This window comes from Mycobacterium sp. MAC_080597_8934 (assembly GCF_000523975.1).
Classification (GTDB): Bacteria; Actinomycetota; Actinomycetes; order Mycobacteriales; family Mycobacteriaceae; genus Mycobacterium; species Mycobacterium avium.
This window is the reverse complement of record NZ_JAOS01000019.1, coordinates 23,283-40,124: the sequence shown is the minus strand read 5'-3', so window position 1 is coordinate 40,124 and position 16,842 is coordinate 23,283. Positions and strand designations below refer to the sequence as shown.

Here is a 16,842-nt window from a genome sequence, read left to right as displayed (position 1 = left end):
TCTCTCAAGGGTTTCACGGTCATGCGCACGGGTAGGCGTGCGCTATGGCTTTGGCAATGATCACCGGCGCGTCGAGCGGAATCGGACTCGAACTCGCGGAACTGTTCGCCCAGCGCGGTTATGACCTGGTGGTGGCCGCCGAAAACGACGGCATCTACCCGGCGTCGGACAGCTTGTCCCGCTGGGGTGTCGACGTGCGGCCGGTACAGGTCGATCTGCGCACTCCCGATGGCGTCGAGAAGCTCTATCGTGAGGCCACCGAGGGTGGTCGCGGGTTGGACGCGGCCGCGCTGAACGCGGGCGTGGGCGGCGGGGGCAGTTTCGTCGAGGGCGAGCTGGCGCACGATCTGTCCATCATCGACCTGAACGTGCGCTCGACCGTACACCTGGCCAAGCTGGTGCTGCGCAACATGACCCGGCGCAACACCGGCAAGGTCCTGTTCACGTCGTCGCTGGCGTCGATGGCGCCCGGGCCGTTCGAGGCGGTGTATCACGCCTCCAAGTCGTTCGTTCAGTCGTTCGCCGCGGCGCTGCGGGACGAATTGCGCGATACCGGAATCACCGTCACCTCGCTGATGCCGGGCACCATCGAGACCAACTTCTTCAGCCGCGCGGGCATGGATCAGACCCGGGCGGGCCAGAAGCCGAAGGACGACCCGGCCGAGGTGGCCAGGCAGGGGTTCGAGGCGATGATGCGGGGCCACCGCAAGGTCGTCGGGGGCTCACTGACCACCAAGACGGTCGGGGTGGCGCTGCGGTTCCTCCCCGACTCGTGGAAAGCGGCTGCCAGCCGGGTGAATTCCACACCGGCGGGCCGGCGGTAATCGCGCTCAGCCCAAGGTTTTCCGGCGGGCGGCTTCTTCTAGGAGATCGGCGGTGGTCTCGATGCTTTCGGCGGGCTTGGTCATCCGGGCGGCCAAGTCGCGCGCCCTGGTCGCATAGTCGGGCGCCAGGATGGTGCGCAGGTCGGCCGCCAGGGTCTCGGACGTGGTGGCCGAAAAACGCCGGGCCGTACCCACTTTCAGGCGTTTGATCTGCGCTGCCCAATAGGGTTGATCGGCCGAGCTCCACAGGGCCAGGGTCGGGATGCCCGCTCGCAGGCTCGCCGCGGTGGTGCCCGAGCCGCCGTGGTGAACGACGGCCCGGCAGGCTGGGAAGACCGACGCGTAGTTCACCGGCCCGACCACCTTGACGTGGTCGAAACGCGGTACTCCGCGCACGTCGGTGCCCCCGAAGCAGATCAGCGCCCGCTCTCCCAGCCGCGCAGAGGCGGCGCCGATCATTTCGACTGTGGCAGTGGGAGATTCGAGCGGAATGCTTCCTGAGCCGAAGCAAATCGGCGGGGTTCCCGCGGCGATCCACGACGCGACGTCGTCGTCGGATTCCGTGGGCAGCTCCATCGTCAGCGCGCCGACGAACGGGCGCCGGTCGCCCCAGTGCGCCCATTCGGCGGCCAGGCCGGGGAAACACACCTCGTCATAGGCCTGGATTTCCAGCCAGCCGCGCTCGGCGATCCGTCGCTGCGAACGTCGCGTCGCCTTGGGCAGCCCGAGTTGGCGGCGCTGCGCGTTGTCGACCTTCTTCGTCGAACGCCAGAACAGCCACTCGATGGCCGTCATCGTCGAGCGCACCAACGGTGACGGCATGTTGGGGACCAGCTGCCCGTTGGCGCGCATCGGGAAGTGGTGCAGCGATGCCAACGGAATGTCGTAGTACTCAGCCACATTGGCGGCGGCCTGTTCGAAGTTCAGGCCGGTGCTCAGCAGGTCCGCCCCCTCGGCCACCGATTTGAGCGTGGCACTCGCCTCGGCCCAGTACTTGATGATCGGATCCCACACCTTGAGGACCAGCCTGATCGGGTTGCGGAAGAAGTCTCGCCACATGTTGCGCAGGAATTCCTCGTCGAGGAACTCCTGCACATTGGGGCCGTAGGGCACCGCCGCCAGCCCGGTCGACTCGACGAAGCCGACGAGCTCGGGGGGGACGGCCAGGCGAACGTCGTGGCCCCGGCGCAGCAGTTCACGGCCCACCGCGGCGGACGGCTCGATATCGCCGCGAGTTCCGTAACTGGCCAGGGCAAATCTCACGACACATCCTGCCTTCCGGGTGGTTCTGCCTGTCGGCGACGCCGGGGCCATTATCGCCGGTTCGCCGCGCCGGCCGTCAGCGGATCGCCATTGTGCTGGTCAGGCTCGCGCGCCGACGCGCGCCGGGCACAGCTAGGGCGCCAATTCGATGAGGCCGAGCCGTTTGGACACCTCGACGGCCCCCACCACGTGCGGCTCGGCGCAGATGTCCTGCCATGCCTTGCCCATCCCGGGGTTGAAGTCGATGTCATCGAACAGCACCCACCCACCCGGCGCCATTCGGGGCTTCAGCAGTTGCCACTGTCGCGCGACGAAGTCGTAGCTGTGGATTCCGTCGACCAACGCCATGTCGATCGGTGCGGGGATGTCGTCAACATGGTCCTCGAAGGCGCCCCGCGTCAGGGTGCAGCGATCGGTGACGGATTTGATGTTCCGTTCGGCGATGTCGGCCCAGGAGGGGTTGATCTCGAACGAATACAGCCAGCCCCGCCGCAGCTCCGACGACAGGTACATCCCGGACACCCCGAACGCCGACCCGAACTCGACGACGATCCCGGGGTCGCGCCAGCGCACCAGGTAGGCGTACAAGTCGCCCTGCCACGAGGCCGCCCGGACCTGTTTGGGTTTCCGGGCCGCGCCGGGCTGACCATACGCTTCGGCCAGGGGCAGGGCGCCGAGCTTGTCGGTTCCCCGTGCCGATGATTCGATCCCCGATTTGCGCGCCGCCGGCGGCAACCGGCGCGGAAGGCCCGCGATGCGCCCGCCGCGTTTGACCCACTTCAGCTCCAATGGCTTTCGCAGCGATATCACGAGGCGAGCCCCAACTCACGGGCCAAATCCGCGTACTCGACCCCCAGCCGCGTTTTCAGCCGCGCGACGGCGGTGCGCTTCCTGGCGCGGATGTTCGACGCGTTTGCGATCGTGTCCAACACCCGGTCGGCGACGGCGCCGCCGCGCACCTGATTGGTGCGAATCAGTGCCGGTTCGTCGTCGATGGCGAGCGCGAAGTCGCGGCATTTTGGTTGGTATTCAAGCGAAACGACGGGTGTATCGGACAGTGATGCCAGGACGCTGGCGTGCAGGCGGGTGACGATGGCGGACGAACAGCGGGCCAGTTCCTGCGCCGCGGCGCCGGGATCGGGCGGAAGCACGATCGGTGCGTGCGGAACGTCTCTCAGCGCGGTCTCGGTCCAGCGTCGGTCTGCCGGATTCATCAGAATGCCGACGAAGCGGTAGCCGTGCGATGCCAGTTGCTTGACGGCGCCGGCGACCTCGTCCGCCAGCCGCTTCGGGTCGTGTCCCCAAAGGTCGTCGCCGAAGCCGAGATTCACACCGATCAGGTCGTCTTCGGCGGTGACGTCGGGCCGGGGGAGTAGCAGCGCCGGATCGCCGGATACCTCGACGTCCAGCCCGATGTCGGCGAGCAGTTCGGCGCTGCGTGGCCCGCGCACCGACACGGTGCGAAATTTGGAAAGTATCGGTGCCCAACGTTTCAGCTCGCCGTTGCCCGACCCGCTGTTGCGGCCCCCGAATACCGGGTCTTCCACGCCGACGCCGATCGCGTAACTTCCGTTGTCTTTGGTGAGCGCCAACCCCCGATTGACCAAGAGCCGCCACTGGCTCCTGCCGACCAGCGTGCCGCCACCCACGAGCTGCCTGCTGCGCCGCAGCGACCGGTTCAAACCCATTGCCGCCGTGGCGGTTGCGTAGATCAGCTGGTGTGGGAGGCGCGGCAGATCGAGAAAGGTGGCGCCACGCAATTGGCTCCGGACCGCGTCATAGATCGCATCGTCGCCAAGGTTGCCCAGCCCATGCCAGCCCAGGTACGCCACGGTCGGCTCGCCGGTGACACCCATTCTCAGGCGCTCAGTGGCTCGTCGATTCGGCGCTCGGCATCGCTGTTCGGTGCAGTGGCATTGCGAGAAAGCTTGCGCCGCAACCGTTTCACCCGTCCGCCGAGCGTCTTGGTGCAGCGGTTGCGCAGCGCCAGCGCGGCGATCCGCGGGTACTTGGCGGTGGTCTGCGTCAGGACTTGCTGGCCCTCGGGGTCCGGGACCTGCTTGGCGATTGCCCCCAGCACCCAGTCGGCGTTTTTGGCCACGATGGATTCGTGCACGGGGTCGCCGGAGACGACGTCGAGCATGGCGTCCAATGTCGCCGCATGCCCGGGACCCTGCATCCGCCAGAAGGTGGCCGGATCGGTGATCGACTTGTACCACATGCCGCGCGGGTGGCGGCGATAGACCGCCATCGTCTCCGGCAGCATGGCGATGGCGCCTTCGGCGGCATGCCGGACGTGCAGGTACCAGTCCAGGGGCATGACATCGGCCGGGATGTCGTCGTAGCGGGGGAGGCGGCGGTACATCACCGAGTTGGTCTGGATGAAGTTGCGCGAGATCAGCGTCTCGAAGCTGAGGTCACCCGCCCGAAAGGGCGGCGGAAACTTGGGCAGGAAGATCTCTTCGAACTTGCGATACAGGGTGTGGACGAGTTTCTCGTCCTCCGCGCACTCGTGGGTCCAGACCACCTGCACCGGGTGGAAACACACCGTGGTGTCGGGATCTTCGTCCAGCAACGCCACTTGTTTGGTCAGTTTCAACGGGTCGACCCAGTAGTCGTCGCCCTCGCACAGCGCGATGTACTCGCCACGCGCGGCGGACAGGGCACCGGTGAGGTTGGCGTTGAGGCCGACGTTTCTCGACCGCAGGATGGGCCGGAAGAGGTTCGGATGGCGGTCGGCGTAGTCCTGGATGATTCGGGGTGTGGCATCGGTCGAGGCATCGTCGGCGACGATGACCTCCATCGGAAAGTCGACCCGCTGGGCGAGGAAGCCGTCCAACGTGTCGCGGACATAGGCCTGCTGGTTGTGGGTGGTTGACACCACGCTGACCTTGGGTGCGTCCGCTGCCCTGGTTGTGGCGGGGGCTTGTCAAGATAACTGTGTAAGTAGTTGTGGCCGTTGGTGTTTAGTGGGTTGTCATAGTGGGAGGCGGTCGGGGAATTGGATCGCGAAGGCATTGAGTGCTTCGGTCCAGCGGTAGGTTCCTTGTCCTTGGGCTGATCCTCGTTTCTGGTTGATGTTGCGGATGGCCAGATACAGCAGTTTCATCGCCGCGGCGTCCGACGGGAACGAGCCGCGGGCCTTGGTGACCTTGCGCAGCTGGTAGTTCAGCGATTCGATGGCGTTGGTGGTGTAAATGATCTTGCGGATCTCGACGGGGAAGGCCAAAAACGGCACGAACTCAGCCCAGGATCGGTCCCAGACCGCGACCGCCCCAGGCGATTTGGCCTTCCACTCGGTCCGAAACTGCTCAAGGGCGACCGCAGCGGCCTGTTCGGTGGCTGCGGTGTAGATCGGGCGCAACGCGGCGGCCATCTTTTTGCGGTCGGTGTAGGAGGCGTAGCGCATGCTGGCCCGCAACAAGTGCACGACACAGGTTTGGATGACCGCCTGGGGCCAAACGGCGGCGATCGATTCCGGCAGCCCAGCCAGGCCGTCACAGCAAACGAACAACGCATCCCGGCACCCCCGGTTGCGCAGCTCGGTGAGCACGCCATGCCAGAACTTCGCCCCTTCGGTCTGCTGAATCCATACCCCCAGGACCTGCTTGATCCCCTCGACATCGACCCCGATGACCACGTGGGCGGCCTTATTGGAGACCACGCCGCCGTCGCGGATCTTGAGCCGGATCGCGTCGATGTAGAGGATCGGATAGACCGGGTCGACCGGGCGGGACTGCCAGGCGGCGATCTCGTCGGCCACCACCTCGGTGACCCGCGAGACCGTGGCCGCCGACACGCTGGCGCCATAGACCTCGGCCAGGTGCTCGGTGATGTCACGGGTGCTCATGCCGCGGGCGTAGAGCGACAAGATCATGTCCTCGACCTGGCCGAGTCGGCGTTTGCGCTTGGGCACGATGACCGGATCGAAGGTGCCATTGCGGTCGCGAGGCACCTCAAGATCAACCGGGCCGGCGGTGGTCAGCACGGTCTTGCGTCCGTGGCCGTTGCGCGAATTGCCCGAGCCATTGCCGGCCGGATCGCCGTGCTCATAGCCAAGGTGATCGGCGATCTCGACATCGAGGGCACGTTCGAGCACGCTCTTGGTGATCTGGGCCAGCAGTCCATCAGGGCCGTCGATAGGGGTGCCGGAGGCCTCGGCGTCGGCAAGCAAGGCATCAAGTGCCGCCGGGGGCAGCACCTGCGCTAACTGCTTGGCAGCCTCATCACGCGATGAATCCGATCGAGACAAAGCGATTCACTCCTGTCCGGTGGCCAGCATGCCTGACCACCATTCAGGCCCAACCACTTACACAGTCAATGAGACACGCCCTGTGGCGGTCATTGCGAGCCTCTCCTCCGCGCGCCGGTTGCCTCCACGCGGTAGAGAAATATCCTGTCATCGACTTGCGAACACTGCAAGTTGAGTCCCGCATAGTGGTGTAGCGCGGTTGCTGGGTTCGTCATCGTGTCGGTGATGGACGTAAAGCGGCCACCGCGTGATCCTTCGAGTCAACCTTCCACAGAATCCTCGAGGAGTTCGGGGTCGAGCCCATCTGCACATGTTCGGCGTCGGGGCGACGGCCCCCGCCCGCAGGAGTGGCTCCTCTTCCTGGGCGCTGATGATGCTCTCGATCAACCGGACACGCTTGCTCGCGTCGCTGCATTCATTGACGATCATGAGACCTGCGACCTTGTCTACGGCGACGTCGTTATGCGCTCCACCGGAACTCGTCACGCCGGCCCATTCGACCTCGACCGTCTGCTGTTCGAAACCAATATGTGTCATCAGTCAATCTTCTATCGCCGCAAGCTGTTTGAGGGCATCGGACCCTACAACCTGCGCTACCCAATCTGGGCCGACTGGGATTTCAACATCCGGTGCTTTTCCAATCCGGCACTGGTCACCTGCTATATGGACATCGTGGTCGCCCGATACAACGACATGACCGGGCTTAGCATGAGGGAGAGCACCGATCGGGAATTCCGGAAGCGACTTCCAATGTACTTCTGGGTTGCTGCCTGGGAAACCGGCCGCCGAATGATGGGATTTTTCAAACAGCGGGAAAACCGTCGATTGGCGTTGCGTGCGTTCGTGATCAGGACAAGAGCGGCCTCGCACGCGCGTGCGCGGCGCTAGCCACAATACGACCTAGCGCTTCCCCTAACCGCTGGCCTCAGCGGCCAACCGGTAGCCCCGCACGGCCACCGGGATGAACACCGCGACCAGGACCACCGCCCATGCCACCGTGATCTCTAGCGGCCAGGCGATCGGCCCGCCGTGGGCCAGTGCGCGCATCGTCTCGATCGGAGGCGAGACCGGTTGCATGCGGATCAACGGCTGGGCCCAGTGCGGAAAGAGCTTGATCGGAGTGGCGCCTGGGTTGACGAACACCAGGGCGAAGGTGATGCCCAGCAGCCAGGTCATCGCGGCGCGGCCGTTGTTGCGGATCGCCATCGCCATCACCAGGGCGGTGAAACCGGTCACCACGATCGACGGGACCAGAAGGAACAGCAGGGCAGCCGGCCAGCCCTGGCTGAAACGCAAGCCCATCGCCAGGCCGATCACGGTGATCAGGGTGGTGCCGATGAGCGCGCGCACCACCTCCGCCATCACCCATCCGGTGATCGCACTCGCGCGGTGAATCGGCAGCACCCACATGCGGCTGAGCAGGCGCGACTGGCGGTCCATGGTGATGCCCACCGAGTTGCCGAGGGAGCCGAAGAGCGCCGATATCACCGCGCACATGGGGACCACGCCGTAGACACTCTGGGCGCCGGTCACCCGGTGCACCTGCTCGCCCAGCACGATCTGATAGCAGAACAACAGGAAGACGGGCAGCAACAGCGAGCCCATCAGGACGGCTTGATCGCGCCGCCACCGGAGCAGGAGTCGCCCCGCCTGCACCCAGCTTTCGGTCAGCAGCGATCCCTGCGTCTCGAGCCGATGCGCCATCACCCGCGCCTTTGCATCCGCAACGTGATCGCGCCGAAAACCAGCACCGCGCCCACACACCAGGCCAGGGTGGCCGCCACGTTGCCGACGATCACATGCCCGCGGGCCAGGCCGCGCAGGGTTTCGGCGAACTGCGACACCGGCTGGTTGCGGACATACGGGCGCAACCAGCCGGGGAAGGTCTGCTCGGGCGCGATGCCGGTGGAGAGCATGAACAGCAGCAACTGGGGGACGAACAGCAGGTGGCTGGCCCCCTGCACACTTTTCGCGCTCGAGCCCAATGCGTCGGCCCCCAACGTCACCGCCAAGCACAGCAGCAAGGAGATGAACACGAACGCCGCCGAATAGACCAGCCCACCGGCCAAGCGGAAACCGAGCACATAGCCGGCCACCAACGCCATCACCAGGCAGAACGAACCGCGCATCAGGGTCGCGGTGACGCGGGCGGTCACCGTCGCCGCCGCGGGGACCGGCAGGGTCCGTATCCGCTCCCCGAAGCCGAAGAGGTGGTCGCGTGCCGCCCGGTCCGCGGTCATCAGCCCGACGAAGATCATCGACTGGGCGACCACGGCCGGCAGCAGGTACTGCGAATAGCTGATCCGGCCGGTGTCGATCAACCCGTGCAGCGCCACACTGAAACCCGCCAAATACGCTGCGGGCGAGAGTATCTCGAAGATCATCTCGCCGTCGCGCGCCGCGGACTTCAGCGAACGCTCGGTCAGGGCGGCCAGGGCACTCATGACCGGGCGACGGTCCGTTCGGTCAGGTGCAGGAACGCTTCGTCCAGCGACGGCTTGCGCAGCGAGATGTCGGCGAGCTCGAGCCCCAGCGCGTCCACGCGGCGGAACACCTCGACCAGGGTGGCCACCCCGTCGGGGGCGAACACCGACACCGAGCCGGTGTCGCTGTCGATCTCGATCCCTTCGAGCCCTGTTAGCGCGGCCGCTACCTGGGGAAGTTCGGCGGGGTTGGCCGGGGTCACCTGGCAGTAGCTGGTCCCCACCGCCCGCTTGAGCTCCTCGGACGTGCCGCTGGCGATCACCCGCCCGTGATCGATGACGACGATCGAGTCGCTCAGCACGTCGGCCTCTTCCAGGTACTGCGTGGTCAGCAGCACGGAGATGCCCTGCACCCGCAGCGAACTCACCAGGGCCCACACGTCGCGGCGGCTGCGCGGATCCAGCCCGGTGGTCGGCTCGTCGAGGAAGAGCACCTTCGGCGGCACCACCAGTGCGCTGGCCAGATCGACGCGGCGGTACATGCCCCCGGAGTAGGTCGACAGCCGCCGGTCGGCGGCGTCGACCAGGTTGAACTGTTCGAGCAGTTCGTCGGCGCGGGCCTTCGCCCGCCGCCGATTGAGTCCCCGCAGCCTGCCGAACAACACCAGGTTCTCCCGGCCCGTCAGCATGGGGTCCATTCCGGTGAACTGCCCGGCCATCCCGATGCTGGCGCGTACCTCGGCCGGCTGGCGAACGACGTCATACCCGGCGACACGGGCCCGGCCCGACGTCGGGCGGATCAGCGTGGACAAGATGTTGATCGTAGTGGTTTTGCCCGCGCCGTTGTGGCCGAGCAGCCCGCACACCGTCCCGGCCGGAACCGAGAAGTCCACCCCGGCCAGTGCGAGCGTGCTCCCCCCGAATTTCTTTGTGAGGCCTTCGACCTCGATCGCCGGTGCGCTCACGGTAGGAGTATTTCACGGTGCGCACCGCCGTGTCGGCGGTATAGGTGGAAAGCGACCCGGGGCAGGGCACCGGCCCTTGCCGAACCGCTCGCCAAACCCGTTCGCGGCGGGGGAGTTCCGAATGTCCGGAGCAAAACCATTGACGTCCAATCCTTTTCGCTGCGCTTTTCGCCAAACGCGCCGACCGTTTCGCGGCCAACGCCGGGTGAGGCGACGAGAAGCACCTAGGCGGTCGGCCTGGGGACCGGGATTTCGGCCGTGTCGGCGTCCGCGTCGTCGTTCTGGTGCAGCAGCACGCGCACCGACCGCCGGGTTCCCTCGGACCGAAGCAGCTGACTGGCCGGCCGCCGTCGCACCAGCTGCGGCCACCAGAACCAGCGTCCGAGCAGCGCGGCGATGGTGGGGGTCATGAACGAGCGCACGATCAAGGTATCGAACATCAGACCCAGACCGATGGTGGTACCGACCTGACCGATGATGCGCAGGTCGCTGACCACCATCGAGGCCATGGTGAAGGCGAACACCAGACCGGCGTTGGTCACCACCTTGCCGGTGCCGCCCATCGCCCGAATGATCCCGGTATTGATCCCGGCGGAGATTTCCTCCTTCATCCGGGACACCAGCAGCAGGTTGTAGTCCGAGCCCACCGCCAGCAGGACGATGACCGACATCGGAAGCACCATCCAGTACAGCTGGATGCCGAAGATGTACTGCCAGATCAGCACCGACAACCCGAACGAGGCGCCCAGCGACAGCGTCACCGTGCCGACGATGACCAGCGCGGCGATGAAACTTCGGGTCAGGATCAGCATGATGATGAAGATCAGGCACAGCGCACCGACGCCGGCGATGAACAAGTCGTAGGTGGATCCGTCCCGGAAGTCCTTGAACGTCGACGCGGTGCCGGCGAGGTAGATCTTGGCGTTCTCCAGGGGAGTGTTCTTGAGCGCCTCCTCGGCCGCCGATCTGATCTTGTCGATCCGGTTCAGGGCTTCCGAGGTGGCCGGGTCGCCCCGGTGCGAAATGATGAAGCGGGCCGCCTTCCCGTCGGGCGACAGGAACTGGCTCATCGCCTTCTTGAAGTCCGCGTTGTCGAAGATGTCCGGGGGCAGATAGAACGAGTCGTCATTCTTGGACGCATCGAACGCCTCGCCCATGGCGGTGGCGTCCTTGTTGTTGCTGTCCATCTGGCCGATGATCCCGGACATGGTGCTGTGGTTGGTCAGCATCATCCTGAGCATGTCCTCCGACATCGCGATCATCGGCGGGTATTGCTCAAGCAACTGCGGCATCAGCCGGTCCATGTGATCGAGGTCTTGCAGCAGATACGTCATCTTGTCGCTGAGCGTGTCGACGCCGTCGAGCGTTTCAAAGATGTTCCGCAACGACCAGCAGATCGGGATGTCGTAGCAGTGCTTCTCCCAATAGAAGTAGCTGCGCAGCGGACGCCAGAAGTCCTCGAAGTCCGACATCTTGTCCCGCAATTCCCAAAGGACGGCGGCCATTTCCTTGGTCTTGACGATCGAGTCGTGCGTGATGTCGGTGAGCCGCTTCTGCAGCTCGTAGATGTGCCTCATGATCTCGATCTGCTTGCGCATCAAGTCGGCCTGCACGAGCATGTCGTCCATCCGAGCCTTCATGTACTGGATGTCTTGATGCATGGTGGCCTGCTGCATGCTGAGCAGGAACGGGATCGAGGTGTGCTGGATCGGCGTGCCTTCGGGACGCGTGATGCCCTGCACACGAGAAATCCCGTGAACGCCGAAGACTCCCTTGGCAAGTCGATGCAGCACCAGGAAATCGGCGGGGTTACGCATGTCGTGGTCGGACTCGATCATCAAGAGCTCGGGCATCATTCGCGACTGGGTGAAATGCCGGTCGGCGGCCGCGTATCCGACGTTGGCCGGAACGCTGTCGGGCATGTAGAGCCGGTTGTTGTAGCTGGTCTTGTAGCCCGGCAGGGTCACCAGGCCGACCAGGGCGACCGCGATGGTGGCAGTCAGGATGGGCGCGGGCCAGCGGACGATGGCCGTGCCGATCCGGCGCCACCGGCCGAAGCCGATGGCGCGCTTGGGATCGAAGAGGCCGAAGCCGCCGCCGACGGTCAGCACCGCCGGAACCAGCGTCAAGGCGATGAACACCGAGATGAGCATGCCCACCGAACACGGCAGGCCCATGGTCTGGAAGATGGGCATCCGGGTGAAGCTCAGGCACAGCATCGCGCCGGCGATGGTCAAACCCGAACCCAACACGACCGGGGCGACGCTGCGATAGGTGGTGAAGTACGCCGTCGCGCGGTCCTCGCCGGCCTCACGCGCCTCTTGATAACGGCCGAAAAAGAAGATGGCGTAGTCGGTTCCGGCCGCCATCGCCAGGGCCACCAGCAGGTTGACGGCAAACGTCGACAACGGCATCAGATTGTTGTTGGCGACGAAGGCGATCACGCCCCGCGCGGCGAAGACTTCGATGCCCACCGTGAGCAACAGCAACACGACGGTGGTCACCGAGCGGTAGACGAACAGCAGCACGATGAAAATGATCAGCGCGCCGATCAGGGTCATCTTCAGGATCGAGCGGTCACCGGCGAGCTGCATATCGGAGAACAGCGCCGCGGGCCCGGTGACGTAGGCCTTCAGTCCGGCGGGCGGTGGGATCCGCGCGATCACGTCGCGGACGGCCGCCACCGATTCCTGCCCCAGTGTGGTGCCCTGGTTGCCGGCCAGATTCAACTGGACGTAAACGGCCTTGCCGTCCGGGCTTTGCGCGCCCGCCTGGGTGAGGCGATCTCCCCACAGGTCCTGCACGTGCTCGACATGCTTTGTGTCGTTGCGTAATTCACGAACCAGCTTGTCGTAGTAGGCATGCGCGTCATCGCCCAGCTGCTGCTGCCCCTCGAGCACCAGCATGGCGAAGCTGTCCGAATCGGACTCTTTGAAGTCCCGGCCCATGCGCTGCATGGCCTGCACCGCCGGCGCGTCCTGCGGCGCCAGCGGCACCGAATGCTGCTGACCGACGATCTCCAGCCTTGGCACGCCGAACGTCACCAACAGCGTCAGCGCCACCCAGCCGAGGATGATGAACACCGCCAGTCGGCGGATGACCCGCGCAAAGGCCCCGGGAGGCCGGACGCGTTCGGTAGTCATGCTGCCCTCACGTTGTTCACCACGGTTGCCGTTTCCATCCTGAAGTGGAAGGCGCCGCCTACTGCGGCTGCTTCAGGAGCAGTGAACGCACCAACGGACGGGGACCGGTCGGGCGCAGCATGGTGCTGGCCGGGCGGGGACGGACCAGCTGCGGCCACCAGAACCAGCGGCCCAGCAACGCGGCGACCGACGGCGTCATGAACGCCCGCACGATCAACGTGTCGAACAGCAGGCCCAGGCCGATCGTCGTGCCCACCTGGCCGATGCTGCGCAGGTCGCTGACCACCATCGCGCCCATGGTGAACGCGAACACCAGACCGGCGTTGGTAACCACCTTCCCGGTGCCGCCCATCGCGCGGATGATGCCGGTGTGGATCCCGGCCGCCAGCTCCTCCTTCATCCGGGACACCAGTAGCAGGTTGTAGTCGGACCCCACCGCCAACAACACGATCACCGAAGTCGACAGCACGGTCCAGTGCAGCTGCATGTGCAGCAGGTACTGCCACACCAGCACCGACAACCCGAACGACGCCCCCAGCGACAGCAACACCGTGCCCACGATCACCATGGCCGCGATGAAGCTGCGCGTCATGATCAGCATGATGATGAAGATCAGGCAGAGCGCGGAGACGCCTGCGATCAACAGATCGAATTTCGATCCATCCACCAGGTCCTTGGTGATCGCCGCCGTGCCGGTCAGATAGATCTTGGAATTCTCCAGCGGTGTTCCCTTGAGCGATTCTTCGGCCGCGGTCTTGATCTGTTCCACCCGGGACAGACCCTCGGGTGTGGCGGGGTCACCCCGTTGAGTGATAAGCAGCCGGACGTCCTTGCCGTCCGGCGACATGAACACCTTCTCCACCCGCTTGAAGGAGTCGGAGCCGTTGATGATGCCCGGCGGCAGGTAGAACGAGTCGTCGTTGCGGGAGGCGTCGAAAGCCTGCCCCATCGCGCTGGGATCCTTTGCGCTGGAATCCATTTGGCCGATAACGCCGGACATGGTGCTGTGCATGGTCAGCATCATGGTGCGCATGCCCGACATGGTTTCGATCATCGGCGGGATCTGCATGACCAGCTGCGGCAGGATGGCGTCAAGCTGATCGAGGTTCTTCACCAGATCGCCCAGTTTGTCGTTGATCTCGTCGACGCCGTCGAGTGCGTCGAAGATGGACCGCAGCGAGAAACAGATCGGAATGTCGTAGCAGTGCTTCTCCCAGTAGAAGTAGCTGCGCAGCGGACGCCAGAAGTCCTCGAAATCGGAGATGTGATCGCGCAATTCTCCGGTGATCTCCTGCATTTCATGTGTCGTCTGGACCATGTGGTGCGTCGTTGCGACGAGCTCGCGCATCAGGTCCAGCATGTGCTGCATGATGCCGATCATCTTGCCCAGCTCGTTGGCCTGGACGAGCATGTCGTTCATCCGGTCCTTCTGGAAGGCCATGTTCTGCAGCTGACTGGCCTGGCCCATGCTGATGATCCAGGGAATCGTCGTGTGCTGCAACGGAACTCCCTCGGGGCGGGTGACCGTCTGCACGGTGGCGATGCCGGGGACCGCAAGAACACCCTTGGCGAGTTTGTTGATCACCAACATGTCCGTCGGGTTGCGCAGATCATGGTCGGTCTCGACCAGCAGGATCTCCGGCATCTGCATCCGCTGCCCGGGGAAATGCCGCGCCGCCGCCGCATAGCCCACGTTCGCCGGGATGCTGTCCGGAATGAATTTCTGGTCGTCATAGCTGGGCCGGTAATTCGGCAGCGCCAGCAGTCCGACCAGCGAGACCGCCAGGGTGGCGATGAGAATAGGCGCCGGCCAGCGCACGATCGCGGTGCCGATGCGCCGCCACCGCCGGGCCGAGACCGCCCGGCGCGGCTCGAACAGGCCGAACCGGGCCCCGGCGGCCAGCAGCGCCGGCCCGAGCGTCAGTGCGACCAGGACCGCGATCGAGATGCCCACCGCAACCGGGATACCGAGCGGCTGGAAGTAGGGGAGTCGGGTGAAGCTCAGGCACAGCACCGCACCGGCGATGGTCAAGCCGGAGGCCAGCACCACCTTGGCCACCCCGTTGAACGTGGTGTAGAAGGCCTCTTCCCGGCTCTCGCCCGCTTGCCGTGCCTCCTGATATCGGCCGACGAAGAAGATGCCGTAGTCGGTGCCGGTCGCGATGACGGCGGCCACCAAGAGGTTGACCGCGAACGTGGTGAGACCGACCACCCCGAGATGGCCCAGTAGCGCGACCATTCCGCGCGCGATCTGCAATTCCAGGCCGACGATCAGCAACAGCAGAATGACGGTTATGACCGATCGATACACCAGCAGCAGCGTCACGAAGATGACGATCAGGCTGGCCAGCGTCACCAGCATGACCGTCTTTTGCCCCGCGATGTTCATGTCCGCGACGATCGGTGCGGGACCGGTGACATAAACCTTGAGACCTGGCGGGGGAGAAGCCTCCTGGACCAGCTTCCGAATTGCCGCTACGGATTCGTCACCGGCGGCCGCGCCCGCATTTCCGTTCAGGTTCACCTGAACATAGGCGGCCTTGCCGTCTTGGCTTTGCGCGGCGCCGCGGGTGAGCGGATCGCCCCAGAAGTTCTGCACGTGCTGCACGTGCTTGTGGTCGTTTTCCAGCAGCCGAATCAGGCGGTCGTAGTAGGTGTGCGCGTCGTCGCCGAGTTGCTGCTGGCCCTCCAGCAGGATCATGGCCAGCGCGCCGGTGTTGGTTTCCTTGAAGTCCTCGCCGAGGCGCTCCATCGCCTTGAACGACGGCGCCCCAATGGGACTCAGCGACACCGCGTGCTCGGCCTCGACCTGCTCCAGCGAGGGAACGCCGATGGTGATCAGCACCGCAACCGCCAGCCAGCCCAAAATGATGGGAACGGACAAACGGTGAATGATCCGCGCCACCCGTGGTCGCGCGGCCTGCTGGGTCTCCAATTGCTGGGTACTCATGTGGCCGTCAACACGCAGTAGGTGAATGCGTTCAATTCGTGCGAGATCCTCTCGGTTTTGACAACGCCGTCCACCAGAATGCGGCAGCCGAGACTATCGCTATTGCCCTGTGCCACCACATTTCCCACGATCGACGGCAACGTCGTCGAGATATCGAACGTCCACGGCAGCTCGACGCCGTTGATGTGCTGCGGTTCGCCATTGGCGTCGAAATAGCTGATGTCGGCCATCGCGCCGGCCGGCCCGAAGACCTCGTACTTCACGTGCTTGGGGTTGAACGGTTTGGTGTCCTGCTGCCTGGTGTCGGCGTACGACGGGCGCTTCTCCGAACCGAAAATCCCGTGCAGTCGCGAGACGGTCAAACCGCCGGCAACCACCACCGCCACGATGACCAGCGGAATCCACAGCCGCTTCAAAAACCCGACAAACGTGGTGCCCAGGTTCCGGCCACCCCTGCGGGGGCGACTTTGCTGTATGGGGCGAGTCGATGATCGACGAGCAAAGCCCAGGAAGCCACGTCGACGGCGAGGCGATCGGCTAACGTCCTGTCCTTCCGTGAATGCGTTGTCGGGCCGGGCCCGTACGTCGGGTTCGACCACTGCACCCCCTTCACCCGTATCCACGCCCGCGCCGTTTCCGTCGCCCGAACATCCAACTGCACGTCGGTCGCGACACGCCAGACTGCGGTGCCGCGATGCGGTGCCCGTCGCAGACTAGCCGTGCATCCGTCACCTCATGCGAGCCCCGCCCCCCGGGAGCGCGACCAGATCTTGATGAGTAAACCATGCCATTGACGTCCATATCACTGCTTTGGCAACGCGATACGCGATCGTAATGCCTATCGCGTGCGCAAACGGCATTTTGCTGAAGCGACGAATCTGCTCCGTACACATGTCCTTCGCAAGGCCGCCCACTTACCTAAGCACAGCCGCCCGCGCCGTGTCACCGCCCGGTTCGTCTCGGGGCTTGTTGCCAGCAGCCTGCCAGGTACGCGTCGCGCGTTGGGCTCGCGGTGATTTTCC

General features: G+C 64.9%; 12 protein-coding genes and 1 pseudogene. 2 read left to right on the top strand and 11 right to left on the bottom strand.

Annotated elements, in window-relative coordinates:
- The first annotated feature begins 44 nt into the window (after positions 1-44).
- Positions 45-824, top strand: coding sequence for an SDR family NAD(P)-dependent oxidoreductase (locus NF20_RS09040; RefSeq protein ID WP_011725366.1), 780 nt, complete (start codon positions 45-47; stop codon positions 822-824).
- 6 nt (positions 825-830) lie between these two features.
- Here the strand turns inward: NF20_RS09040 and NF20_RS09035 are convergent, their stop codons facing one another.
- The 5 genes from NF20_RS09035 to NF20_RS09015 all read right to left on the bottom strand — a co-directional run bounded on the left by NF20_RS09035 (position 831) and on the right by NF20_RS09015 (position 6,345).
- Positions 831-2,087 carry a glycosyltransferase gene (locus tag NF20_RS09035; RefSeq protein WP_011725365.1) on the bottom strand — a complete coding sequence of 419 codons (1,257 nt, stop codon included), beginning with the start codon at positions 2,085-2,087 and terminating at the stop codon, positions 831-833.
- A 132-nt stretch (positions 2,088-2,219) separates the two neighbouring features.
- The gene (locus NF20_RS09030) at positions 2,220-2,897 is read right to left on the bottom strand and encodes a class I SAM-dependent methyltransferase (RefSeq protein ID WP_099459086.1); all 678 of its coding nucleotides are present in this window, start codon (positions 2,895-2,897) and stop codon (positions 2,220-2,222) included.
- The gene (locus tag NF20_RS09025) at positions 2,894-3,943 is read right to left on the bottom strand and encodes a polysaccharide pyruvyl transferase family protein (RefSeq protein WP_011725363.1); all 1,050 of its coding nucleotides are present in this window, start codon (positions 3,941-3,943) and stop codon (positions 2,894-2,896) included. The genes NF20_RS09030 and NF20_RS09025 overlap by 4 nt, the downstream gene beginning before the upstream one ends.
- A gap of 2 nt (positions 3,944-3,945) precedes the next feature.
- Positions 3,946-4,971 (bottom strand): glycosyltransferase, encoded by a 1,026-nt coding sequence (locus NF20_RS09020; RefSeq protein ID WP_023862304.1) that lies wholly within the window; start codon positions 4,969-4,971, stop codon positions 3,946-3,948.
- Positions 4,972-5,064: 93 nt separating this feature from the next.
- Positions 5,065-6,345, bottom strand: a complete 1,281-nt coding sequence (locus NF20_RS09015; RefSeq protein WP_369798118.1) for an IS256 family transposase — start codon at positions 6,343-6,345, stop codon at positions 5,065-5,067.
- A gap of 342 nt (positions 6,346-6,687) precedes the next feature.
- On the opposite strand from NF20_RS09015, the pseudogene NF20_RS09010 reads away from it, so the two are divergent.
- Positions 6,688-7,227, top strand: a pseudogene (locus NF20_RS09010) (glycosyltransferase); the annotation flags it as partial.
- Positions 7,228-7,251: 24 nt separating this feature from the next.
- Here NF20_RS09010 and NF20_RS09005 read toward each other — a convergent pair.
- The 6 genes from NF20_RS09005 to NF20_RS08980 form a co-directional block, all read right to left on the bottom strand.
- Positions 7,252-8,043, bottom strand: a complete 792-nt coding sequence (locus NF20_RS09005; protein WP_024636805.1) for an ABC transporter permease — start codon at positions 8,041-8,043, stop codon at positions 7,252-7,254.
- On the bottom strand, positions 8,043-8,783 hold the full coding sequence (locus NF20_RS09000; protein ID WP_011725359.1) for an ABC transporter permease: 741 nt from the start codon (positions 8,781-8,783) through the stop codon (positions 8,043-8,045). The genes NF20_RS09005 and NF20_RS09000 overlap by 1 nt, the downstream gene beginning before the upstream one ends.
- Entirely contained in the window at positions 8,780-9,727 is a 948-nt protein-coding gene (locus NF20_RS08995; protein ID WP_011725358.1) for a daunorubicin resistance protein DrrA family ABC transporter ATP-binding protein, read from the bottom strand. The genes NF20_RS09000 and NF20_RS08995 overlap by 4 nt, the downstream gene beginning before the upstream one ends.
- Positions 9,728-9,951: 224 nt before the next feature.
- Positions 9,952-12,870 carry an RND family transporter gene (locus NF20_RS08990; RefSeq protein ID WP_023861794.1) on the bottom strand — a complete coding sequence of 973 codons (2,919 nt, stop codon included), beginning with the start codon at positions 12,868-12,870 and terminating at the stop codon, positions 9,952-9,954.
- Between the two features lie 58 nt (positions 12,871-12,928).
- Positions 12,929-15,820 carry an RND family transporter gene (locus tag NF20_RS08985; protein ID WP_011725356.1) on the bottom strand — a complete coding sequence of 964 codons (2,892 nt, stop codon included), beginning with the start codon at positions 15,818-15,820 and terminating at the stop codon, positions 12,929-12,931.
- Entirely contained in the window at positions 15,817-16,236 is a 420-nt protein-coding gene (locus tag NF20_RS08980; RefSeq protein WP_003876149.1) for an MmpS family protein, read from the bottom strand. The genes NF20_RS08985 and NF20_RS08980 overlap by 4 nt, the downstream gene beginning before the upstream one ends.
- Positions 16,237-16,842: the final 606 nt, after the last annotated feature.

What these genes read in the sequence shown, in the direction of transcription:
- NF20_RS08985 (WP_011725356.1), bottom strand. Translation starts at nt 15,820, where the DNA reads ATGAGTACCCAGCAATTGGAGACCCAGCAGGCCGCGCGACCACGGGTG.
- NF20_RS09040 (WP_011725366.1), top strand. Translation starts at nt 45, where the DNA reads ATGGCTTTGGCAATGATCACCGGCGCGTCGAGCGGAATCGGACTCGAA.
- NF20_RS09025 (WP_011725363.1), bottom strand. Translation starts at nt 3,943, where the DNA reads ATGGGTGTCACCGGCGAGCCGACCGTGGCGTACCTGGGCTGGCATGGG.
- NF20_RS09000 (WP_011725359.1), bottom strand. Translation starts at nt 8,783, where the DNA reads ATGAGTGCCCTGGCCGCCCTGACCGAGCGTTCGCTGAAGTCCGCGGCG.
- NF20_RS08990 (WP_023861794.1), bottom strand. Translation starts at nt 12,870, where the DNA reads ATGACTACCGAACGCGTCCGGCCTCCCGGGGCCTTTGCGCGGGTCATC.
- NF20_RS09005 (WP_024636805.1), bottom strand. Translation starts at nt 8,043, where the DNA reads ATGGCGCATCGGCTCGAGACGCAGGGATCGCTGCTGACCGAAAGCTGG.